Annotated in this window: 18 protein-coding genes; 8 read left to right on the forward strand and 10 right to left on the reverse strand. The window is 70.9% G+C overall.

Features of this window, described 5'->3' with window-relative positions:
- The first annotated feature begins 164 nt into the window (after positions 1–164).
- A complete protein-coding gene (locus JMJ56_RS13455) occupies positions 165–737 on the forward strand; it encodes a TetR/AcrR family transcriptional regulator (protein WP_236037733.1) in 573 nt (190 codons plus the stop codon).
- A gap of 460 nt (positions 738–1,197) precedes the next feature.
- Entirely contained in the window at positions 1,198–2,559 is a 1,362-nt protein-coding gene (locus JMJ56_RS13460) for an HlyD family type I secretion periplasmic adaptor subunit (RefSeq protein ID WP_236037758.1), read from the forward strand.
- Between the two features lie 2 nt (positions 2,560–2,561).
- On the opposite strand, the gene JMJ56_RS13465 is transcribed toward JMJ56_RS13460, so the two are convergent.
- The 8 genes from JMJ56_RS13465 to JMJ56_RS13500 form a co-directional block, all read right to left on the reverse strand.
- A complete protein-coding gene (locus tag JMJ56_RS13465; RefSeq protein ID WP_236037734.1) occupies positions 2,562–3,443 on the reverse strand; it encodes an NAD(P)-dependent oxidoreductase in 882 nt (293 codons plus the stop codon).
- Positions 3,444–3,448: 5 nt separating this feature from the next.
- A complete protein-coding gene (locus JMJ56_RS13470) occupies positions 3,449–3,643 on the reverse strand; it encodes a hypothetical protein (protein ID WP_202832287.1) in 195 nt (64 codons plus the stop codon).
- A gap of 69 nt (positions 3,644–3,712) precedes the next feature.
- Positions 3,713–5,065, reverse strand: coding sequence for a sensor histidine kinase (locus tag JMJ56_RS13475; RefSeq protein WP_202832288.1), 1,353 nt, complete (start codon positions 5,063–5,065; stop codon positions 3,713–3,715).
- Positions 5,065–6,306 (reverse strand): FIST signal transduction protein, encoded by a 1,242-nt coding sequence (locus JMJ56_RS13480; RefSeq protein WP_202832289.1) that lies wholly within the window; start codon positions 6,304–6,306, stop codon positions 5,065–5,067. The genes JMJ56_RS13475 and JMJ56_RS13480 overlap by 1 nt, the downstream gene beginning before the upstream one ends.
- 175 nt (positions 6,307–6,481) lie before the next feature.
- On the reverse strand, positions 6,482–6,883 hold the full coding sequence (locus JMJ56_RS13485; protein ID WP_202832290.1) for a response regulator: 402 nt from the start codon (positions 6,881–6,883) through the stop codon (positions 6,482–6,484).
- Positions 6,884–7,060: 177 nt separating this feature from the next.
- Positions 7,061–7,555 (reverse strand): response regulator, encoded by a 495-nt coding sequence (locus tag JMJ56_RS13490; RefSeq protein WP_202832291.1) that lies wholly within the window; start codon positions 7,553–7,555, stop codon positions 7,061–7,063.
- A gap of 49 nt (positions 7,556–7,604) precedes the next feature.
- Complete coding sequence (locus JMJ56_RS13495; protein ID WP_202832292.1) at positions 7,605–9,473, reverse strand: MHYT domain-containing protein; 1,869 nt, start codon at positions 9,471–9,473, stop codon at positions 7,605–7,607.
- A gap of 560 nt (positions 9,474–10,033) precedes the next feature.
- On the reverse strand, positions 10,034–10,954 hold the full coding sequence (locus JMJ56_RS13500) for a pyridoxamine 5'-phosphate oxidase family protein (RefSeq protein ID WP_202832293.1): 921 nt from the start codon (positions 10,952–10,954) through the stop codon (positions 10,034–10,036).
- Between the two features lie 514 nt (positions 10,955–11,468).
- Between JMJ56_RS13500 and JMJ56_RS13505 the strand changes: the two genes are divergently transcribed.
- The 4 genes from JMJ56_RS13505 (at position 11,469) to JMJ56_RS13520 (ending at position 15,021) form a co-directional block, all read left to right on the forward strand.
- Positions 11,469–11,969, forward strand: coding sequence for a cupin domain-containing protein (locus JMJ56_RS13505; RefSeq protein WP_202832294.1), 501 nt, complete (start codon positions 11,469–11,471; stop codon positions 11,967–11,969).
- 288 nt (positions 11,970–12,257) lie between these two features.
- On the forward strand, positions 12,258–13,262 hold the full coding sequence (locus JMJ56_RS13510; protein ID WP_202832295.1) for a TRAP transporter substrate-binding protein: 1,005 nt from the start codon (positions 12,258–12,260) through the stop codon (positions 13,260–13,262).
- Between the two features lie 131 nt (positions 13,263–13,393).
- Positions 13,394–13,693 (forward strand): hypothetical protein, encoded by a 300-nt coding sequence (locus JMJ56_RS13515; RefSeq protein WP_202832296.1) that lies wholly within the window; start codon positions 13,394–13,396, stop codon positions 13,691–13,693.
- 212 nt (positions 13,694–13,905) lie between these two features.
- Complete coding sequence (locus JMJ56_RS13520) at positions 13,906–15,021, forward strand: fatty acid desaturase (RefSeq protein WP_202832297.1); 1,116 nt, start codon at positions 13,906–13,908, stop codon at positions 15,019–15,021.
- Between the two features lie 48 nt (positions 15,022–15,069).
- Here JMJ56_RS13520 and JMJ56_RS13525 read toward each other — a convergent pair whose 3' ends face one another.
- Positions 15,070–16,278 (reverse strand): MFS transporter, encoded by a 1,209-nt coding sequence (locus tag JMJ56_RS13525; RefSeq protein ID WP_236037735.1) that lies wholly within the window; start codon positions 16,276–16,278, stop codon positions 15,070–15,072.
- 302 nt (positions 16,279–16,580) lie between these two features.
- On the opposite strand from JMJ56_RS13525, the gene JMJ56_RS13530 reads away from it, so the two are divergent.
- Positions 16,581–19,940 carry an ATP-binding protein gene (locus tag JMJ56_RS13530; RefSeq protein ID WP_202832298.1) on the forward strand — a complete coding sequence of 1,120 codons (3,360 nt, stop codon included), beginning with the start codon at positions 16,581–16,583 and terminating at the stop codon, positions 19,938–19,940.
- Here JMJ56_RS13530 and JMJ56_RS13535 read toward each other — a convergent pair.
- Complete coding sequence (locus tag JMJ56_RS13535) at positions 19,937–20,638, reverse strand: response regulator transcription factor (RefSeq protein ID WP_043338340.1); 702 nt, start codon at positions 20,636–20,638, stop codon at positions 19,937–19,939. The genes JMJ56_RS13530 and JMJ56_RS13535 overlap by 4 nt on opposite strands.
- A gap of 83 nt (positions 20,639–20,721) precedes the next feature.
- Between JMJ56_RS13535 and JMJ56_RS13540 the strand changes: the two genes are divergently transcribed.
- Positions 20,722–21,447: a HugZ family pyridoxamine 5'-phosphate oxidase gene (locus JMJ56_RS13540; protein WP_202832299.1), complete on the forward strand. Its 726-nt coding sequence runs from the start codon at positions 20,722–20,724 to the stop codon at positions 21,445–21,447.
- The last annotated feature ends 122 nt before the right edge of the window (positions 21,448–21,569 follow it).

Here is a 21,569-nt window from a genome sequence, read left to right on the forward strand (position 1 = left end):
GGACTCCTCACTGTCAGGGCCGGGAACCCTTTCCCGGCGGCGAGGCCGTATTCATATACGTCCCGTATGCAGGAACATTGTCGCATACGTCCCGTATGTCAACTGGCATACGCAGCGGATGTCAAAATCGGGGGGTGTCGATGGCTGCGGGACAGCGCGCACGGATGATGGAGGAGACCCGGGCCAAGCTCATCCGGGCCGCGCGGACGGCCTTCGCGGAACAGGGCTACGCCGCGGCATCGATGGACGAGCTGACCGCCGCGGCCGGGCTGACGCGTGGCGCGCTCTACCACAATTTCGGCGACAAGAAGGGCCTGCTGCGCGCCGTGATCGAACAGCTCGACGCGGAGATGGTGGCGAAGGCGCGCGCCGCGCGCGACCGGGCGGAGACCCCCTGGCTTGGCTTCCTGGAGGAGGGAGCGGCCTATATCGAACTGGCCTTGGAGCCGGAGATCCAGCGGATCATGCTGCTGGACGGGCCGGCCGTGCTCGGCGACCCCTCGCAGTGGCCGGGCCAGAACGCCTGCCTCCGGACGACGACGGAGACGATCGAGGCGCTGATCGCCGCGGGGACGGTATGGCCCGTGGATGCCGAGGCCGCGGCCCGGCTGGTCAACGGCGCCGCGCTCAATGCCGCGCTCTGGGTTGCCGCCTCGGAGGATCCGCCCGCCGTCCTCGCCAAGGCCGTCGAAGCGTTCCGGTGCCTCGCCTCGGGCTTGCTGAAACCCAGGGAATGAGCGCGTTCGGCCTTCCGCTTTCAGGAAGGGCGGCCCGAGCGGCCGGACGGAGCAGTCGGCCGCCTCCGTCGGGTCAGAGGGATAGCGCCTTTTTCCAGGATGGTCCGCCAGGACAAGGAAACGGCGCGCCTCACGCGGATCGTGCCCACCCGGCACGCTGCCGATGCGGCACCGTGAAGGTCAAGCGCCAGCTTATCCCCAATGTCGTGGAGAAGGCTGGGGATAAGCCTTGGGACAGCTCGCATGGCTGGCGGTGCCGACACGCCAGCGAACGGCGTTCTCGGACCGTTCGACTCGGCTGCCACGCCGGCCGCGAAGCGGGCGCCGTGGCATCTCGGCCACATCGTCGCCGCCGGAGGAATGCGCCTTCCCGGCAAAAGACTGGTAAACCGCACCAACTAGAAGGAGAGGCTGGCTCTCTATGGAGTCCGCCGACGAGGAGTGACCGCCGTTGCAGCTCATGGTCCCGCAAGGCCGGCCCACCACCCTGCCCCCGGTGCCGCTGGAGGTGTTGCGGCAGCAGGTCGGGTTCGTGGCGGAGCGGCCGGGCTTCGGCCATATGCTGCGGCTCACCGCGCTGGGGCTCGGGCTGACGCTGATCCCCTTCCTCGGCTGGGCGACCATGACGAGGATGGAGCAGGCGGTGCCGGCGGCGGGCCAGCTCGTCCCGGAGGGCCGGCGGAAGACGGTGAACCTGATGGAACCCGGCATCCTGCGCCGGATCATGGTGCAGGAAGGGAGCGTGGTGCAGGCCGGGCAGCCGCTGCTCCAGCTCGACGTCACCCAAGCCGAGGCCGATGCCATCGGCGCCCGCGCCGCCTATTGGAGCGGGCGGGCCCGCGCCGCCCGGCTCGCTGCCGAGCAGGCGGGGGAGCGGCAGCTGGCCTTCCCGGCCGAGGTGGCGACGGAGGGCCGGGCGGGTCCTGCCATCGCCGTTTTCCTCCAGGCCGAGCAGGCACTCTTCGCCGCCCGCTGGGCCGCCTTCGACGGCCAGGCGGCGGTGCAGGAACGTGCGCTTTCCCAGTTGCGCGAACGGGTGGCCGGCGCCCGGGCGCAGCGCGAGGGCGCGCAGCGCCAGATGCTCGCCGTGCGGGAGCAGATCGCCGGCTACAACCGGCTGGTGACCGAGGGTTTCGCCTCGCGCTTCCTCATCCTGAACCTGCAGCAGCAGGAGGCGAGCTTCGTCGCCGCCTTCGGCCAGGCGGAGGCACGGGAGGCACAGCTGCGCGAGGGCATCCTCCAGGCGCAGCGGCAGCTGGAGGGCATCCGCCTGCAGCGTCTCGCGGAGATCGCCACCGATATCCAGACCACCGAGGCAGCCATCGCCGCCGCGCGGCAGCAGCTCCGCGCCGCGGAGGACGTGCTCGCCCGGCGCGAAGTCCTCGCCCCTGAGGCCGGCCGGGTGACCAACATCCAGGCCTTCACCCCCGGCGCCACAATCCTGCCTGGGCAGCCGGTCCTCGACCTCGTCCCCCTCCGCGACCGGCTGGTGATCGAGGGCCGGGTCCAGCAGGAGGGGACCGAGCGGGTCGCCATCGGCCAGGCGGTGAACATCCGGCTCACGCCCTACAAGATGCGCAGCGTGCCGATGGTGCATGGCCATGTCAGCAGCGTCGGCGCCGATGCGATCGCCCCGGCCGGCGGCGTGCCCTATTTTCCGGTGCGCGTCGAATTCGATCCCCGCACCATGGAGCTGGCGCCGGAGGTGCATCTGGTCCCCGGCATGCCGGCGGAGCTCTACATCATCGGCACGCCGCGAACGCCGATCAGCATGGTGCTGGCACCGCTCCGCAGCTTCCTCCGCCGGTCCTTCCGCGACTGACCCTACCCTGCCGGCGGCACGCGGAAATCGGCCATGCGGGTGAAGTCGTCCGCATCCGCGATACGGCCGCGCGCCTCGGCCCAGATCCGGGCGGCGGCGGCGCTGAGCGGCAGGGGGCAGCCAACCTCCTCGGCGAGGGCGATGGCGAGACCGACATCCTTCCGCATCAGGCCGGCCGAGAAGCCGCTATCGAAGCTGCCCGGCAGGACCCAGCGCGGGACCATCGCCTCGCTCACCGCGCTGCGGCCGGTCGCGGCATTGACGACGGGCAGCACCGCCTCGGCCGGCAGCCCGGCAGCCTCGGCGAGGCGAAGCGCCTCCCCCGTCGTCACCAGATGCGCGGCGACCAGCATGTTGTTGACGAGCTTGGCGATGTTCCCGGCGCCGGAGGGGCCGACATGCACCACCGTGCCGGACATGGCGGCGAGGACGGGGCGGGCGAGTTCCAGATCCGCTTCGCTGCCGCCGATCATCATGGTGAGCGTGCCCGCCGCCGCGCCGGAGGGGCCGCCGCTCACCGGCGCGTCGAGCAGGCCATGCCCGGCCTCGGCAAGGCGGGCCGCCAGGCGGCGGGAGGTGCCGGGGTCCGAGGTGGAGGTGTCGATCACCACCACCTTGCGATCGCGCCGCTCAAGCAGCCCGCCGGCGGCAGTGACGACCGCCTCCACATCGCGCGCATAGGGCAGGGAGAAGACCAGCGCCTCGGCCGCGCCGAGCAGCTCGGCGAGGCTGCTCTGGAAGCGGATGCCAGCCGCCTCGGCCGCGCCCTGCCGGGCCGGGTTGATGTCGTGGCCCTCCACGGCGAAGCCGGCGCGGGCGAGGCTGGACGCCATGCCGAGGCCCATATTGCCGAGGCCGACCACGCCGACGGTGCGGATTTCCATGTCGATCATCCTAAGGGCTGAAGGCCGGTCGACGGGCAGGCCAACCCCTCCAGCGCGCCAGCGGCCGGGGCCCGCGGCGCCGTGAGGCATTTGTGCAGGCGGATGGCGCCGGCCGGGGCAGTCAGCAGCACGAAGTCGGTGGAGGTGTGGCCAGTATCGGAGCCGTGCCGGTAGCGCGCGGTCGGGGTTTCGGCAGCCATGGGTGCATCCTTCCGGCGGTATCGCGCCCCGGAGTCTTTGCAACCCTCATGCCGATTGGCAACCGGGCTTCAGGGGCAGTTCTGCTCCCGCACCCGCTCCGCTGGCAGGGTCACCCGCGCCGTGGTCCCCTCCCCCGGCGCACTCTCAAGGGAGAGATTGCCGCCATGCGCCTCCGCCAGCCCCTTGGCGATCGGCAGGCCGAGGCCGACGCCGCCCAACTTCCGCCCCTGGCTGCCATCGAGCTGCTGGAAGGGCTCCAGCGCGCGCGGAATATCCTCGGGCCGCATGCCGATGCCCTGGTCGCGCACGGTGAAGACGGCGCCGCCCGCAAGCCCCTGGGTGACGGAAAGCTCCACCGCGCTGCCGGCCGGGGTGAACTTCACCGCATTGCCGAGCAGGTTCTGCAGCACCTGGCGAAAGCGCAGTGGATCGATGAAGACCGCGACGGGCTGCTCGGCGGGCAGGATCTCCACCGCCACGTCCCGCGTCCGCGCCAGGCCGGCGACCAAGCTCGCCGTCTCCGTCAGCACCGCCTGGGCTGGCACCCATTGCGGCGAGAGCCGCGGCAGCGCCTGCTCCAGGCTGGAATAGTCGAGGATGCCGTCGATCAGCGCGAGCAGGTGCTTGCCGCCATCCTGGATATGGCCCGCATAGCGCTCGACATTCGACTGCGTCAGGCTGTAGCGCGAGCCGGGGAGCATCATCTCGGAGAAGCCGATGATGGCGGTCAGCGGCGTCCGCAGCTCATGGGTGAGGGTGGCGAGGAAGCGGGCGCGCGCCTCGCTCGCCCGTTCGGCCGCGGCCTTGGCGGCCCGCAACTCCGTCTCCGCGCGCTTGCGCAGCAGCACGTCGATATAGACTGAGAGCGCGCCCTCGATCAGCTCCTGGTCGCCCGGCTCGTAGGGCCGGCTGACATTGCTCTCGGAGCGGTTGCCGAGGATCAGCGCATGGCCGGTCGAGCGGTCATAGGCCCAGAGGATGTAGGGCAGGCCAAGGATGCTGGTCAGCGCATAGGCCTGCGGCTCCAGCACGCTGCGGGCGGTGGTGAAGAAGAATCCGGGCGGCATCGCCAGGCGGATGGTTGGCGTGGCGACCGGGCCGATGGCATGGACGACGCGGAAGCTTCCCTCGTCCAGCTGATCCTGCAACAGCAGGGCGGCGCCGTCGCAGAGCGCGTTCTCGACGATCACCTCGAGCAGCGAGGCACCGATCTCCTCCGCCGTCATGTGCATATCGGCCAGGCGATAGGCCTCGCGGATCAGCTTCGCCACGGTGCGGCTGCGCCGCGCCTCGCGGAAGGCCTGGCTCTGCTCCTCCTGGAGGCGCAGCAGCCGGGCGCCGAGGTCGTTGCATTCGCGGCGGTAGTAGGCCAGCTCGCGTTCAATCTGGCCGAGCGAGGCGAGCGGTGCGCTGGTGGCCATCAGGAACGCCTCCGCAGGACCGCCAGGACGCCGGTCCAGTCGAGCGGGCGGCTCGGGTGGTTGGCGAAGGGGGCGATCTCCACGCCCGAATAGAAGCCGAGGAACGGCACCCTGGGATCGAGCCCGTGTCGGATGACCTCCGCCTCCTCGATCGACGCGCCGCTGCGGGCGCTGGCCCGGCCGGCGCAGTCGATATAAAGGGCGAGCAGGCTGTCCGGCCCGACCAGGCGCCGGTTGGCATCGGCCACGCCGTGCTCCACCGAATCGAGCATCAGCCGGTTGTCGCGGCTCATGATCTGCACCCGGTCGCCCTCGGCGAAATCCGGCTCGAACAGCGTCACCGAGCCCGTAGCCGGGTTGGCACGCAGGATGAGGCGGTTGACATAGGCATTCTCGTCATGCGGGGCGAATGGGTCGCCCTGCTTCTGGCCGAGCGTCGCCACCAGGGAGAGCTCCTGCCCGCGCGAGCCGCCGAGCGGCAGGCCGAGCATCGCCTCGATCACCTGCAGGGCCGGCCTGCCGTCCAGCTCGTACACTTCGGCGCCCTGGATGCGGGTGATCTCCATGAAGGCGCTGACCGGGCGGCAGCCATGCATGATGACCGTCTCGGCGGCGACGGTGGGCGGGAAGACCAGGGCGATCGCCGCATGCTTGGCGATGCCGGCGCCGTCGAAGACCCAGCCGTCAGACAGGTTCATGTCGGTCAGTAGGCCGCCGCCGAACAGGCAAACGGGTTTGTTCCGCGCGCCGATATGGAACCCTTCCACGATGCGGCTGGCATGGTGCAGCCGCGGCGGGGAGCCGCTGGCGACGCTGTCGAACAGCAGCAGCACCGCGGCCCCGTCCGCCGCCAGGGCAGCGACGGCCTGGCCCAGTTCCTCGCCGGCGGCGCGCGCATCGGCGAGGAGGCTGCGCGTCACCACCGCCTGCGGCGCCAGCGCCGGGTCCTCCATGGCGATGAGGCCGATCTCGAAGCCGCCATAGCCGAAGCCGTCGCGCCCGATCACCCCGGCGGCCGAGCCGCCATAGACCGGCACCGGGCCGAATTCGTCGTGCAGCGCCGCCTGCACCGCCTGCGGCTCGTGGCGCCCGCCGCAGAAAGCCAGCATCATGGCCGGCCGCGTGGCCCCCATGGCGGCGATGCATTGGCGGATGGCGATACGCGGGTCGGCGTGCCGGCCGTAGCCCAGGCGGATCGTGCCGGAGGCTTGCGCAGGCGTGGCCGCATGGGCATCAAACATACGGCGACGCCTCACTCGGTCCGTGATGGATTGGCATCGCGGGACACTCCGAACCACGATCGGGAGAGCGGTTGTAGCGAAGGACGCTGCCGCCCCGTCAGATTGCATTGCCCCTTAAGGCATACATCATCAGTAGAGATTATTCACAACTTCGTCGCTGCCACTCTCGCCCACCTCACGACCTCGTCAACGTTGCGGCCGGGCGGTCGTCCTGCTGCCGCTGATCCAGAGCATAGAGGACGGCTGCGACCAAATCATCTGGATTGAAGGGTTTAAGGAAGACCCGTTCCGTAGGCGGCGGCGGCCGGACGCGAAGACGCTCGGGGCTTCCAGTGACGTAGAAGATGGCGAGGCCTGGCACCCGCTGCCGCGCCTCGGCGGCGAGGGTCAGGCCGTCCTCCCCCGGGCCGAGGTTGATGTCGGTCACCAGCACCACGATGCCCTCCGCCGGATTCATCAGGATGGTACGGGCCGATGGCGTGCTCTCGGCTTCGCGCAATTCGCATCCGGCAGCTTCCAGGAAATCCGCGAGGGTGGAGCGGACAATCGCATCGTCCTCGACAAGCAGCACGGTCATGGGACGTTTCCCGATTGGTGCGAGCGGAGCCATGAGGTGAGCAAAGCGGAGGAAAGGCCCGAAGGTCGAGAGCCAAGGCCCCCTCCCACGGACAGTTTACCCGCATAGGTTGTACCGCCACCTAAAGCACAACCTCACTCATCCTCGCGTGGCGACCCTATGCGCCAGATTGGATCGTCAGCCGCCTTCGCTCCGTGGCAGCAACGCTTGGCGCAGGGCCAGGTCCAGCGCGTCGAGCTCGAACGGCTTCCGCAGTGTTGGCCAAATGGTGCTGTAATGCGTCGCGTAGCCAGTGACGAAGATCACCTTGAGCGACGGCCGCAGCACCAGCGCCCGCTCGACCAGTGCGGGGCCATCCAGCCCCGGCATCCGCACATCGGTCACCAGCACCTCGATCTCCGGGTGCCGTTCGATCTCGCGTAGTGCCGGCTCGCCGTCTGGCGCCTCGTAGACGGTGAGGCCGAGCGAGGCGCAATGCTCGACCAGGATCTCGAGGATCATCGGCTCGTCATCGACGACGAGGACGCGGCGGCCGGCGAGGGAGGGCCCGCCGGGCGGCTGGGCGGGCTGGGTGTCTGGCCCCTCGCCCGCGCCGGGACGCGCCAGGCCGTCCCCGCCCGTTACCGGGCCGGCGTTGGAGGTGAAGCGGCGAAGCGCTCTGCGGGTAGCCATGCTCATACCCTAGGGAGAGACGGGGCCGAGGACCGAGGCGGCACGGCACTCATGCGACGCGCTCACCGGACGGCAAGGCCTCGGCACTGGCGAAGGTCGCGCGCGGCAGCCAGAGCGTCACCTGCGTCCCCTCGCCGGGACGGCTGGCGAGCTGTGCCGTGCCCCCCGATTGCCGGGCGAAGCCATAGACCTGGGACAGGCCGAGGCCGGAGCCCTGGCCAACCGGCTTGGTGGTGAAGAAGGGCTCGAAGGCCCGTGCGAGCACCTCCTCGCCCATCCCCGCGCCGCTGTCGGTCAGGGCGAGGGCGACGTAGTCCCCCGGCAGCAGCCCGCTGCGAAGCCGCTCCGGCAGCTCGGCCATCGGCACATTGGCGGCGGCGATGGCAAGCCGCCCTCCCTCCGGCATGGCGTCGCGCGCGTTGATGGCGATGTTCAGCAGCGCCACCCCCAGCTCCGACTGGTCCGCAAGCACGGGCCAGAGCCCCTCCTGCAGCCGCGTCTCGACATGCACCTGCCCACCGAGCGTCCGGGCCAGCATGTTCTCGGCGATATCCGGCAGCATCTCGGCCAGCGCCACCGGCTCCGGCTTCAGCGCCTGCTCGCGGGCGAAGGCCAGCAGGCGGCCGGTGATGTCGGCGCCGCGCCGCACCGCCCCGGCGGCGCCGCGCGCCAGGCGCAGCAGCGTCTCATCCGTCGTGCGCCGCATGAGCAGCTGGAGATTGCCGGAGACGACCATCAGCAGGTTGTTGAAGTCATGCGCGACGCCGCCGGTGAGCTGGCCCATGGCCTCCAGCCGCTGCGCCCGGCGCAGGACCTGCTCCGCCTGCACCCGGGCGGTCACGTCCTGCAGGGTGGCGATGGCAAGCCTCTCCTGCCCGGCGCCATCCGGCATCGGGGCGAGGCTCAGTTCGAGATGCAAGGTCGTGCCGTCCGGGCAGCGATGGACAATGGGCATGCGTTCCACGGCCTCGCCACGCCGGAGGGTGGTGGCGAGCGTGTCGCCGGTCCGGTCCAGCGCCTCGAGCATCGCCGCATCCAGCCGGAGGCCGAGAATGCGCTCCGCTTCCGGATTGGCGAGGACGATCCGCCCCGAGCCGATCCCGGTGACCAGGACGCCCACGGGCATTCGGTCGAGCACGCCCCGCAGGCGCTCCTCGCTGTGGCGCAGCGCCTCGGCCTCGCGCAGCGCCAGCGCCTCGATGCGGCGGTCGACCATGGCGGCGACCAGCGCCAGGGTCAGAAGCAGCAGGGTGCAGGTGGCGATGCCGATGGCGAGGGCCTCGGCCGGAATCTCGGCCGGCCGGGCGGGCGGGCCGGGCTCCGGCAGGAAGCTGACGGCCGCCATGCCGGTATAGTGCATCCCGGCGATCGCCAGGCCGAGGGCGAGGGCGCCGAGCGCCCGGGCGGGCGTGGAACGCTCGTCGAGGGTCAGCACCAGGGCCAGCGCCGAGGCGCCGATGGCCACCGCGGCGGAGGCCGTCACCAGCAGCGGATCGTAGGTCGGCATCGCCGCCAGCCGCATCGCGGCCATCCCGACATAATGCATGAGGCAGATGCCGAGCCCCATGGCCAGGGCGGCCGCGGCGATGCGCCCGCGCCCCGGCACCTTGCTCCGCCCGGCCGCCAGCGCGAAGCCCAGCCCGGTCGCGCCGATCGCCAGCAGCAGCGAGAGGACGGTCAGCCGCACCTCGTAGCGGACCGGAGTGCCGAGGTCGTAGGCCAACATGGCGACGAAATGCATCGACCAGATGGAGCCGCCGGTCGCCGCCGCCGCCCCGGCCAGCCACCAGAGCCGGAAGGCGCCGGCATTCGCCCGCACGCGGTGGAACAGGTCGAGCGCGGTCCAGGACCCGAGCACTGCGATGAGGACCGAGAGTGCGACGAGGACGGGCTCATGCGCGCTGTGCAGGTGATGCATCGGCAGGGGCCGGGCCTTTCGGTTGAAGCGCCTCCTTGCTCTTTCATCACAGGCCGAGGCATGGATGCAACCCACCACGCTTCATTCCTGCAGCGGCGGGTTGGCGCGCAGCCGCATCACGGTGAGGTCGACGAAGCTTCGCACCCAGGCCGCGGCGTGGCCCACCCTGGGGGAAAGGGATCGGCAGCGGCGCTTTCTCGAATTCGGCCTGCACCCGTTGCGGCGGGGTGATGTCCCAGCCGGCCAGTGCCGCTGCAGACTACCCGCCGCACCGTACCGACCTGCGGCGCCGCCAGGCCGGAATCCAGCAGGGAGTCAGTGCAGATCGCATGTTGATCCCCTCTCGGCGAGATTCACACTCGGACGAGAAAGAGGTTGTGCATGCGGGCCGTCGGGTGGCATGGGCGCCGGCGCGGGTGACGGCAGGCGAGCTGAGGCCGGGCGGCCGGCCCACCGTGGCGACGCTGCCGGTCTCGGCGGCCTTGGCGAGGACCTGCATCACCTGCCAGCGGTCCTTCATGCCCCTCCTGCCGGCAGCAGCCTGGCAGGAGGGGGCCGTTTCACGCCCAGCGCAGCGGCAGCGCGGCCTCGCGGCGGACGATCCGCCGCGGCGTGACGCGCCACAGGCGCTCGGCGCCTTTGAAGGCGTCGAGCTCGGGCCCCTCCGGCAGCAGCTCCGCGGCGCCGGTGAGTTGCAGCAGGGTGCCGGTCGCGCCATCGACGAAGAGCAGCCCGGCCCGCCGCGTCACCAGAATGTTGCCGAGAGTGTTGAAGAACATGTTGCCGGCATAGTCGGGGATGGTGAGCGCGCCATCGGCCTCGACGCGGATGAAGCCCGCAGGGCCGCCGCGATGCGAGACATCGACCTGCCGCTCCGGTCCGGCTTCCCCCACATAGCTGGCGACGAAGGCGGTATCCGCGCGCCGGATCATCGCCAGGGCGGCGGTGTCGAGGCGCGGCAGGACCGTGGCACCCTCCGGGGCCGGCTCGGCCGGGTCGCGGGCGAAGCCGACGCCGTGCGGGGTGATGTAGCGCGGGCAATTGCCGAAGCTCTGCTCGACCGCCACGGCGAAGCCTTCGGTGCCGGGCATGTGGCGGATATGGCCGTTCAGCCGGTTGCGGCGGCGCGTCGGCAACTCGATGCCGAGCAGGCCGACGGCATCATCCGCCTCCATGCCCCGCCCGGCCGGGTCCGCGGCATCGCGCCGGGCGGCGACGTGCAGCGTCCCGGCATCCGGCACGGACAGGAAGCCGGGATGGCCGGCGAGGATGGTGGCCCAGGGGTCGCCCTCGGGGTCGACCGCGCCCAGGATCAGGAAGGGAAGCTGCGGGTAGAACAGGCGGTGCTGCTCGATCAGGTGGTCACGCAGGACATGCTGGCCGACCACGGCCATGCGCTCCGCCATCCCGAGCGAGGATTGCAGGGCGACTTCTCCGGCATGCCAGGGTGAAAGCCGGTCGCGGCCTGGCTGGAAGGTCATGGTGGGAGTCTCCGGTGCGGCGGCACGGGCATTGCGCCCTGCCTCGTCCCGGACGTTATTGGCACCCGCCGATGCACTGAAGCCGTTCGCTGAGGAAGGCACTGTTCCACTGCGGGGAACAATGCCTGGCCCTGATGGACCAGCTTGCCCAGCGCCGCCTCGAGGGCGAGGACGGAGACGCTGAAATGGGCGGTGGCATAGCCACCGGCCTCGCCAAGGCGGCCGGAGGCGCTGGATGCCCATTTGAGAATGCAGGATTTGTGGTGCCTTGGGCTAAGGGACTGCCCAGATGGGCGGGATGTGGACGAGGGAGCACCGTGCGCTGCAGGCCGCGTTTGCGCGGCGCCGCCGCTGAGGGCGAAGCTTTTCAGCTTGGCTCCGCCTTCTGAAAAATCCCCAGCATAGATTTCACATGAAACATTAAATACGAATTTCGAAGCCGATATGCATCGCACATCTTTCAGACAGAGTTAGCCTGACGCAGCGTCAGGCAATACGAGAAAGGAAAACTCGAATGAATACGTCAGCGACTATGCTGCCAAAAATCCCTGACGCTGGCGGTGAATGGTTGCAAGTCACGCCTGGTGAGCGATTCAAGATCCGTACCGCCGCCACAGAGACAGAAGGCATCTACACAATGCTTGAGGTAATTGCCGATCCTCGCAACGGCGTGCCCATGCATGTTCATGCCAACGAGGAGGAACATTTCGTGGTTCTCGAAGGCAGCGTTCATCTCACCACGGGTGACCAGGGGTCAGACCTAGCAGCAGGCGATGCGGCGACAGTCAGAAGGGGAACGCCGCACGCGTGGTGCAATCTGTCGGATGGCATCGTCCGGATGCTGATTATTTTCTCGCCCGGACATCTTGAGAAGGTATTCAGACTTATCGGCTCATTGAAAGGCGACGAAATGGCAGCCATTGCGGAGGCAAATGAAGATGCTGGCTCCATGATTGTTGGGCCCCCACCTTTCGATGACATTTACTCCGTGTTGTCGCCCAGGCCGAAATATTAGTGACTGTTTGAAACGGCTTTGGCCACGAACTTAGTTCGGTCGCAGCCCGCGGCGGCGAACAGGTGTTTCGAACACGGCCGCACCCCAGGCGGGTCCACCGAGGGCTTGCGGCCTCGACGGCTCGACCTGTGCCCGCTCCGTCGGCGGCGCGCTGGACGCTTGCCCTGGCCGGAAACATCGGCCCACCCGCCGCAAGAGGCCGAGCGAAAGGTCGGATGGGCTCCTTCCCGCGATGGATCGGCGGAGGCGCCGCCGGCCGCGCTTGATCCGGCGCGGGGATGTCGGCAGATGGGTGCCATGCTGTCGCGTCGCCCCCTCATCGCCGCCCTGCTCGCCTCCGGCGGCACCCTCGCACCAGGGCGGGGACGGGCCACGGTCGCCTGGCGCATCGCCACGGAATATCCGGCGAGCGCCATGCCGGGCGAGGGCATCGCGCATTTCGCCGAGGCCGCCGGCCGGCTCGCCAATGGGGCGCTGACGGTGGAGCCGCGCTTCAACGCGCCGGACGGGTTGCGTTCCGCCGCCATGCCGCGCGCCGTGGCCGAGGGCAGGCTGGAAGCGGCGGATGCCTTCACCGGGGCCCTGGCCGGCGAGGCACCCGTCTTCGAGCTGTCCGCCCTGCCCTTCCTCACCGCCTCGGCGGCGGAGACCGGGCGCCTGCTGCGCGCCGCCCGGCCGGCCTATGAGCGCGCGCTCGGCGCCAGCGGCTTGGTGCTGCTCTACGCCACGCCCTGGCCGCCGAGTGGCCTCTGGTCGCGCCAGCCGCTGTCGGGACCCGAGGCGCTGCGGGGCCTGCGCATCCGCACCTATGACGCCGCCAGCACCGCCGTCCTGCGCGGCGCCGGGGCCGATGCGGTGCAGATCTCCTTCGCCGATGCGCTGCCACGGCTGCGGGCGGGCGCGCTGGATGCGGTGCTCTCCTCCGGCGATGGCGGCGCCGGAGCCAGGCTGTGGGAGGTCCTGCCGCATTTCACCGTGCTCGACTACGCCTCGCCGCTCAGCCTCGCCTTCTGCCAGGCCGCAGCCCTGGCCGCCCTGCCGCCCCCGGTGCGGGAGGCGGTCGTCGAGGCAGGCCGGCTGACCGAGGCGCGGCAGTTCGAGGCCATGGCGACGCGCGGGGCCGAGAACGCAGCACGGATGCAGGCGAATGGCGTCGCCATCACCCGGACGCCAGGCCTCCGCGTAGCCCTCGCCGAGGTCGCCGCGCCCGTCATCGCCGGGTGGTCGGCGCGCATGGGGCCGGAGGGCGAGGCCATCCTCGTCGCCTATGGCCGCGGCGAGGCGAGCCGGTAACCACTCCGGCAGGTCGGCGCATTGCTGTTTCATTTTTCGTCCCGCTTTGCCATCCTGTGTCCCTGGTCGAATGCCACGGGACGTCGGCTGATGCTTTCGGCGACAGACCGCCATGATGCGGGGAGATCCGGATGAGAACCCAATGGGACGGGATTCCCTCGCAACCCGAGCGCAGCAGCTGGCACTGGGTCGAGGACGCCTCCGGCCTGCGGCCGCTGCTCTGGCGCGGCGATGACTGGCCCGAGGCCATGGATCGGCGGGAATGGGAGGATGGCGTCGTGGTCTGCGCGCCGGAGGACATGCGGGAGGCGACCTATTTCGGGCCGGTGGCGATGCCTCCCGCCGTGGCCCGCCGCTTCGCCTCCACCAGGCTGGCGCTCGCCGCGGTGCAGCCACCCCATTTCTGGGAAGCCTGGCCCGGCCTGTCCTGACCGGCTCCGGCCCGCGCCAGCAACGGCGGCGGTGCGGGATGTTGCGGCGCGTCACGTCAAGTGAAGCGTAACAGTTGCTGAAGCATGTGGCTTGAAGCGCGCTATAGCTCTCCGGTGGTTTCGGAGTGCTTGAGATGACCTTTGTCAGGCCTAGTGTTTCTGCGGATCAGCTTCTCGCCTCGAAGACGGATGACAACAATCCAAGGGCTGCCATGGCCGCCCGAATTCACCCCCTGGCGCAACCCTTCCTGACTTGGCTGACGGCGCGGCCAGCCCCGGGCGAAGCCGCGGTGGAGCGGCCCGGCGAAGCCTTCGTCGCCATCGCCCTGCTCTGGACCTTCGGCGGCGTCGCCCTCTCCGCCGCGCCCTTCCTGCTTGCAGAGGCGCCGCTCGCCCTCTGGCTGCTGCTGCCGGCCGGGCTACTGGCGACGAGCTGCGGCCTCGGCCTGTTCCAGGTGGTGATCTTCCACCATTGCTCGCACGGCACCGTCTTCCGCAGCCGGGCCCGCAACCGCCAGGCCGGCCGCCTCGTCTCGGCGCTCCTGCTGTTCAAGCGCTTCGACGACTACCAGCATGAGCACATGCTGCATCACAGCCCGAAGAAGCTGCTGACCGAGGAGGATGAGTTCGCCGATTTCGTCCTCGGCCTCTGCGGGCTGGAGCCGGGGCTGCCGAAGCGGGAGCTGTGGCGGCGGGTCTGCGTCAGCCTGGTCTCGCCGGCCTTCCATGCGCGCTTCCTGCGGCGGCGGATCGGGGCCAGCCTCTTCACCGGCGATGCGGCGCATGACCGGGTGGGGCGCATCGCCTGGACGGGCGCGTTCCTCGGCGCCGCGGCGGGCGGCGTGCTGCCGGCCTTCCTCGTCGCCTGGGTGCTGCCGGTGACGGTGCTGCTGCAGGCGGCAACCGTGCTTCGCATCCTCTGCGAGCACCGCTTCCCCGAGCCGGAGCTCATCGCCATGCGCAACCGAGAATTCGTCTGCCATGCGACGGCGGGCGTCTTCCCCGGGCGGGAACCGCCGACTGCGAATGCGACTACCCTGCAAGGCTTGGTGCTGTGGGCCGGGTGGTGGCTGGAGATGCTGACCGTGCATCTCTTCGTCCGGCTCTTCGTGCTGGTCGGCGATGCGCCGTGCCATGACTTCCACCACCGCCGCCCGGCGACGCGGCGCTGGACCGACTACATCCATGCGCGCCAGCAGGATCTCGATGCCGGCTCGCCCGGCTTCCCGTCCGGCTATATCGAGAATTGGGGCCTCTTCAGCGCCATCGATGCCAACCTGGCGAGCCTGGCGGCGACCCGGCCGGAGACGATCGGCCGGGCGCCCTGACCGCCGGCAGGCAAGGCGCGGGGGCGCCCGCCCCCGCTTCGCTTGCCGTCAGGCCCGGGCCGAGCCCCGTCCCTGCACCAGCAGGGCGATCAGCGCCAGCGCGGCGCCGAAGGCCGAGACCGCGCCCCAGCCGCCGAGCCGCCAGGCGGCCATCGCCCCGCCCGAGCCGGCGGCGCCGCCGAGGAACATCCCCGTCATGAAGACGGTGTTGACGCGGCTGCGCGCCTCGGCCGCCAACGCATAGATGACGTGCTGATTGGAGACGAGCGCGCTCTGCACCCCGAAGTCGAGCAGGACGACGCCGATCACCAGCCCGGCGAGGCTTGCCCAGAGGCCGAACACCGTCCAGGCCAGCAGGGCAAGCGCGGCCCCGAGGCCGATCACCAGGTCCGGCCCGCGCCGGTCGGCCAGGCGGCCGGCCAGCGGCGCCGCCGCGATCCCCGCCGCGCCAACGATGCCGAAGAGGCCCGCCACCTCGGCTCCGAGACCGAAGGGCGGCCCCTCCAGCCGCAGGGCGAGGATGGTCCAGAAGGCGGAGAAGGCACCGAACAGCGCCGCCTGCATCCGCGTCGCCCGCCGCAGCGCCGGCTGTCCGCGCCAGAGATGCATCAGGGAGCGGATGGCCTCGCCATAACCCATTGCAGCCGCCACCGGCCGGCGCGGCAGCCGTGCCGCCATCACTGCCGCGGCGCCGAGCGCCATGGGCACCGCCAGCCAGAACATCGCCCGCCAGCCGGCATGGGCGGCGACGAAGCCGCCAAGGGTCCGGCTCAGCAGGATGCCGGCCAGAACCCCGCCGGTGACGACGCCGACCGTCGCTCCACGGCGCTCGGGCGGTGCGAGATGGGCGGCGAAGGGCACGATCTGCTGCGCCACCGTCGCCGCCATGCCGACGAGGAAGGAGGCGGCCACCAGCACAACGGCGCCCGGCGACAGTGCCGCCAGCGCCAGCGCGGCCGCCAGCGTCACGAACTGCACGATGATCAGGCGCCGCTGGTCCAGCAGATCGCCGAGCGGCAACAGTAGGAAGAGGCTCGCCGCATAGCCGAGCTGGGTGGCGGTCGGGATCAGCGCGGTCGCATGGGTGCCGGCGAAATCCTGCTCGATGATCCCGAGCATGGGCTGGTTGTAGTAGATGGTGGCGACCGCGATGCCGGCGGCGGCGGCCATGGCAAAGGTCGGGGCGGCGTCCGGCGGGTCCGGATGGCCGGGCGCATCCGCCCGGCCGGGGGCGGCCTGCATGGGGGCATCGAGCATTGGGAGCGGTCCTTGGGCGGGCCGGTTCGAGAAAGGAAGGCTGGGCCCGTCGCCTTCCGGCCATATACGGCACGCGCCCCCGGTTGCGGCAGCCCGATCCCGCACCCGGAACGGCCCGCCGCTCGCTCCACGAAACGGATACGTCCCAATGTCGTCCACATGCCTGGCCGAATGGGCCATCGGTGACGACCCATCCTTGCGCCGAAGCCTGGGACACAGCGTCGTGCGCAGCGCTGTTCTGCCTCATTCCATACTCGATGCCGGCCTAATATCCTTGGCCGAACGAGAGAGATCCCCCGCCCATGCCCCTCGCACGCGATCCCTTTGCCGGCCCGGGGGAGATGGCGGAGCGCATGCGGCACACCGACTGGGCCGCCACCCCGGTCGGCCCGGTCGAGCGCTGGCCGCAGGGCCTCCGCGCCACCGTCCGCACGCTGCTCGGGTCGCGCTACCCCATGGTGCTGCTCTGGGGCGAGGACGACCTGATCCAGATCTACAACGACGCCTATACCGGCCTCATCGGCGCCAAGCACCCCTACGCCCTGGGCCGCTCCATCAAGGAAACCCAGGCGGAATCCTGGGACATCATCGGCCCGATGATCCGCGAGGTGATGGCGACGGGCACGCCCAATTGGGTCCCGGCCCAGTGCCTCGCCGTCAACCGCGCGGGCTATGACGAGGAGGCCTATTTCTCCCTGTCCTACAGCGCGGTCGAGGATGACGAGGGCAGCATCCGCGGCATGCTCTGCGTCTGCAGCGAGGTCACCGCGCAGATCCTCGTCGAGCGGCGGCTGAAGCTCCAGCGCGACATCGCCGCCCGGGTGGGCGAGGCGCGTGACGCCGGGGCGATCTGCCGCGGGATCGGCGAGGCCATCGCCGGCTGCCCCTCCGACATCCCCTTCGCCCTGCTCTACTTGCGCGAGGGGGAGGGCTTCCGCCTCGCCGCCGCAGTGGGGCTGCCGGCGGGCCATCCCGGCGCGGAGGGGGCGGCCTGGCCGCTTGGCCGCACCGCAGCGGGCGAGGCCGTCCTCATCGAGGATGCCGCCGCCCGCATCGGCCCCTTGCCTGGCGGGCCCTTCGGCCAGCCGGTGCAGGCCGCCCTCACCCTGCCGCTGGCCGGCAGCGGCGGCGCGGAGGCGCTCGGCGTGCTGGTCTGCGGCATCAACCCGGCCCGGGCGTTGGATGAGGGCTATCGCGGCTTCTACGACCTGCTGGCAGGGCAGGTCGCCGCCATCATCCGCAACGCGCAGGCCTATGAGGACGAGCGCCGCCGCGCCCAGGCGCTGGCCGAGCTGGACCGGGCGAAGACGCGCTTCTTCGCCAATGTCTCGCATGAATTCCGCACGCCGCTGACCCTGCTGCTCGGGCCGGTGGAGGACCTGCTCGCCCGGCCGGGCCTCGGGCCGGAGCTGCGGGAGGAGCTGGCGATGGTCCGCCGCAACGCGCTGCGGCTGCTGCGGCTGGTCAATTCCCTGCTCGACTTCGCCCGCGTCGAGGCCGGCCGCGCCGAGGCCTGCTTCGTGCCGGTGGAGCTCGGCCAGGCCACCGCCGAACTTGCCGGCGCCTTCCGCTCCGCCATCGAGCGGGCCGGGCTGCGGCTCGATGTCGATTGCCCGCCACTTGCGGAGCCGGCCCATGTCGACCCCGATCTCTGGGAGAAGGTCGTCTTCAACCTGCTCTCCAACGCCTTCAAGCACACCTTCGAGGGGCGGATCGCGGTCAGGCTGCGCCAGGATGGCGCGGCGATCCGCCTCACGGTGGAGGATAGCGGCATCGGCATCCCCGCCGACCAGCGCGACCGCGTCTTCGAGCGCTTCCACCGCATCGAGGGCGCCCGCAGCCGGACGCATGAGGGCTCCGGCATCGGCCTCTCCCTGGTGCGGGAGCTGGTCGGGCTGCATGGCGGCCGCGTTTCCGTGGAAAGCGAGCCGGGGCGCGGTGCCGCCTTCACCGTCGAGATTCCGGCCGGCCACGCGCATCTGCCGCCGGAGCGCATCGGCGCCGCGCCGCGCCTGCCCTCCACCGCCCTCGGCGCCGAGCCCTTCGTCGCCGAGGCCATGCGCTGGGTGGAGGATACGCCGCCCTCCGACCCCAAGGTGGTGCCGATGCCGCCGCGGCGGGAGGCGCCAGCCCATCGCTCCCGCGTGGTGCTGGCTGACGACAATGCGGATATGCGCGCCTATGTCGCCCGGCTGCTCGCGCCGGAGCATGAGGTGGTCGCCGTACCGGATGGCGCGGCGGCCCTCGCCGCGCTGCGCGCCACCCCGGCCGAACTGCTGCTGACCGATGTGATGATGCCGGTGATGGACGGCCTCGCCCTGCTGCGGGCGGTGCGGGCGGACCCGGCGCTGCGCACCCTGCCGGTGGTCGTGCTCTCCGCCCGCGCCGGCGAGGAGGCGAGCAGCGAGGGGCTGGAGGCCGGCGCCGACGACTACCTCGCCAAGCCCTTCTCCGCCCGCGAGCTGCGCGCCCGCATCCGCACCAATCTGGAACTCGCCCGGCTGCGGCGCGAGGCCGAGGAACAGGCGCACCAGGCGCGCAAGATGGAGGCGGTCGGCCAGCTCACCGGCGGCGTGGCGCATGACTTCAACAACCTGCTCGCCGCCATCCTAGGCTCGCTCGACCTGGCGGAGCGGCGCGTCGCCGATGAGCGGGTGCTGCGGCTGCTGCGCAACGCGATGCAGGCCGCCCGCCGCGGCGCCGGGCTCACGGCGCAACTCCTCGCCTTCGCCCGGCGGCAGCGGCTGGAAGCGCGGCCGACCGACCTGAACCGGGTGCTCTCCGGCATGGGCGACCTGCTGCACCGCACGCTCGGCGGCCGCATCGGCGTCTCGCTCCACCTCGCCAAGGAGCTATGGCCCGCCATGGCGGATGCCGGCCAGCTGGAACTCGCCGTGCTCAACCTCGCCATCAACGCCCGCGACGCCATGCCGGAGGGCGGCGAGCTTTCGATCGAGACGTGCAACCTGCCGGCCGCCTCGGGCCGTGGCGACCGGGTCGCGGTGGCGGTGCGGGATACCGGCACGGGCATGCCGCCCGAGGTTCTGGAACGGGTCTTCGAGCCCTTCTTCACCACCAAGGGCATCGGCAAGGGCACCGGGCTCGGCCTCGCCCAGGTGCATGGAACGATCAGCCAGCTCGGCGGCGAGGTCGCGGTCGAGAGTCGGGTCGGCGAGGGCTCGCTGGTGCGGCTGATGCTGCCGCGGGCGCTCGACTGTCCCGCGCTGGAGCCGGCGCCCGATCCGGGCATTGGGGAGGAGGGGGCCGGGGCCGACGCCCGGACGGTGCTGCTGGTGGATGACGACCCGCAGGTGCGCACCTCCATCGCCGCCATGCTGCGCGAGCTTGGCCACCGCGTCGTCGATGCGGAGAGCGGGCGGGAGGCGCTGCACCTGCTGCGGGGCGATGCGCGCTTCGACCTGCTGCTGAGCGACCATGCCATGCCGGCGATGGCCGGCGGCGATCTGGCGGTGCGGGCGCGCGCCCTGCATCCCGGCCTCAGCGTGCTGATCATGACCGGCTATGCGGGGACGGATGCACTGCCGGTCGGCAACGCGCTGCTGCGCAAGCCCTTCGACCTGGCGGAATTGCGCGCCGCCCTGCGCTTCGCGCTGGAGGGCCAGGCGCCGCATGGCGACGCCCAGCCGCGGCAGGCGGGCTAGCTTTCCTTGTAGCGGTAGCCGATGCCGTAGAGCGTCTCGATCTGGGCGAAGTCGTCGTCGGCCTGGCGGAATTTCTTCCGCACCCGCTTCACGTGGCTGTCGATGGTGCGGTCGTCGACATAGATGTTCTCGCCATAGGCGGCATCGATCAGCTGGTCGCGGTTCTTCACCATGCCGGGGCGCAGCGCGAGGGCCTTCACCAGCAGGAACTCCGTGACGGTGAGCTGGATGTCGGTGCCCTTCCAGTGGCAGGTGTGCTTGGTCTCGTCGAGCACCAAGTCGCCGCGGACGATGACGCCGCCGGCCGGCGTGCCGCTGCCCTCCGCCCGGCTCGCCTCGTTGCGGCGGAGCAGGGCGCGGATGCGCTCCAGCAGCAGGCGCTGGCTGAAGGGCTTGGTGATGTAGTCGTCCGCGCCGAGTCGCAGCCCCATCAGCTCGTCCACCTCCTCGTCCTTGGAGGTGAGGAAGACCACCGGCATGGCGCTGCGCTGGCGGAGGCGCTGGAGCAGCTCCATCCCGTCCATGCGCGGCATCTTGATGTCGAGCACCGCGAGGTCCGCCGGGCGGGCGAGCAGGCCCTGCAGGGCGCTCTCGCCATCCGTATAGGTGCGCACGGTGAAGCCCTCCTGCTCCAGGGTCATGGAGACGGAGGTGAGGATGTTGCGGTCGTCGTCCACCAGGGCGATCGTGGCTGGCATGGTCGGGTCTCCGCCGGCTCGTCCGTAGGATCAGACGCTCCATATAGTGCGGCATTATGGCACAACCCGGACGGGATCGCGTGATGGGGACGGAAAACCTGGGCTTCGAAGCCCGTTGCCTGCTTCGGGCCGCGGCAGCGGCCACCCTGGCGACGGCGGCCGAGGGCCAGCCCTTCGCCAGCCTGGTGACGCCAGGGACGGCGCCGGACGGGGCGCCGCTGCTGCTGCTCTCCTCCCTCTCCGAGCATACCCGCCAGCTCCGGGCGGAGCCGCGCTGCGCCCTACTGGTCACCGGCACGCCCGAGAGCATGAACCCGCAGACCGCACCGAGGGTGACGCTGACCGGCCTCGCCGAGCCGGTGCCGGAGGCGGAGGTTCCGGCGCTGAAGGCCCGCTGGCTGGCCCGGCACCCCTATGCGGCGATGTATGCCGATTTCGGCGACTTCGCCCTCTGGCGCATCCGGCCAGGTGGGGCGCTGCTGGTCGGCGGCTTCGCCCGCGCCCATCGCATCCGCCTCGCCGACCTCGTGCCGCCGCCCGGGGCGGTGGCGGCGATCGAGGCGGCGGCGGCGGACATCATCGGCCATGTGAACGCGGACCACGCCGATGCCATCGCAGCGATCGCCACCGGCCTGCTCGGCGGCAGGCCCGGCGAGTGGCGCATGGCCTCGGTGGATGTGGACGGCGCCGACCTCGCCGCGGGCGAGGAGGTACGCCGCCTCGCCTTCCACGCCCCGGTCGCCGATCCGGGCGGCGTGCGGACAGAACTGGTGCGTGCGGCACGCGAGGGCCGCTCGCGCATAGGTTAGGAAAACTGGCGCCAATGTGCGGCGGTCTGCGTTGACCGGAACGTCCATCACGCCTTAATTTAAGCAAAGACACGGCGGATAGAGGCCCCATGGCGGTGCCTCGTCCCGAAGGGGCCTGGCTG

This window comes from Belnapia arida (assembly GCF_016773205.1).
Taxonomy (GTDB): domain Bacteria; phylum Pseudomonadota; class Alphaproteobacteria; order Acetobacterales; family Acetobacteraceae; genus Belnapia; species Belnapia arida.

What these genes read in the sequence shown, in the direction of transcription:
- JMJ56_RS13505 (WP_202832294.1), top strand. Translation starts at nt 11,469, where the DNA reads ATGAATACGTCAGCGACTATGCTGCCAAAAATCCCTGACGCTGGCGGT.
- JMJ56_RS13455 (WP_236037733.1), top strand. Translation starts at nt 165, where the DNA reads ATGATGGAGGAGACCCGGGCCAAGCTCATCCGGGCCGCGCGGACGGCC.
- JMJ56_RS13535 (WP_043338340.1), bottom strand. Translation starts at nt 20,638, where the DNA reads ATGCCAGCCACGATCGCCCTGGTGGACGACGACCGCAACATCCTCACC.
- JMJ56_RS13475 (WP_202832288.1), bottom strand. Translation starts at nt 5,065, where the DNA reads ATGGCCACCAGCGCACCGCTCGCCTCGCTCGGCCAGATTGAACGCGAG.
- JMJ56_RS13510 (WP_202832295.1), top strand. Translation starts at nt 12,258, where the DNA reads ATGGGTGCCATGCTGTCGCGTCGCCCCCTCATCGCCGCCCTGCTCGCC.
- JMJ56_RS13525 (WP_236037735.1), bottom strand. Translation starts at nt 16,278, where the DNA reads ATGCTCGATGCCCCCATGCAGGCCGCCCCCGGCCGGGCGGATGCGCCC.
- JMJ56_RS13490 (WP_202832291.1), bottom strand. Translation starts at nt 7,555, where the DNA reads ATGGCTACCCGCAGAGCGCTTCGCCGCTTCACCTCCAACGCCGGCCCG.
- JMJ56_RS13495 (WP_202832292.1), bottom strand. Translation starts at nt 9,473, where the DNA reads ATGCATCACCTGCACAGCGCGCATGAGCCCGTCCTCGTCGCACTCTCG.
- JMJ56_RS13530 (WP_202832298.1), top strand. Translation starts at nt 16,581, where the DNA reads ATGCCCCTCGCACGCGATCCCTTTGCCGGCCCGGGGGAGATGGCGGAG.
- JMJ56_RS13465 (WP_236037734.1), bottom strand. Translation starts at nt 3,443, where the DNA reads ATGGAAATCCGCACCGTCGGCGTGGTCGGCCTCGGCAATATGGGCCTC.
- JMJ56_RS13500 (WP_202832293.1), bottom strand. Translation starts at nt 10,954, where the DNA reads ATGACCTTCCAGCCAGGCCGCGACCGGCTTTCACCCTGGCATGCCGGA.
- JMJ56_RS13480 (WP_202832289.1), bottom strand. Translation starts at nt 6,306, where the DNA reads ATGTTTGATGCCCATGCGGCCACGCCTGCGCAAGCCTCCGGCACGATC.
- JMJ56_RS13460 (WP_236037758.1), top strand. Translation starts at nt 1,198, where the DNA reads ATGGTCCCGCAAGGCCGGCCCACCACCCTGCCCCCGGTGCCGCTGGAG.
- JMJ56_RS13520 (WP_202832297.1), top strand. Translation starts at nt 13,906, where the DNA reads ATGGCCGCCCGAATTCACCCCCTGGCGCAACCCTTCCTGACTTGGCTG.
- JMJ56_RS13515 (WP_202832296.1), top strand. Translation starts at nt 13,394, where the DNA reads ATGAGAACCCAATGGGACGGGATTCCCTCGCAACCCGAGCGCAGCAGC.
- JMJ56_RS13485 (WP_202832290.1), bottom strand. Translation starts at nt 6,883, where the DNA reads ATGACCGTGCTGCTTGTCGAGGACGATGCGATTGTCCGCTCCACCCTC.
- JMJ56_RS13540 (WP_202832299.1), top strand. Translation starts at nt 20,722, where the DNA reads ATGGGGACGGAAAACCTGGGCTTCGAAGCCCGTTGCCTGCTTCGGGCC.
- JMJ56_RS13470 (WP_202832287.1), bottom strand. Translation starts at nt 3,643, where the DNA reads ATGGCTGCCGAAACCCCGACCGCGCGCTACCGGCACGGCTCCGATACT.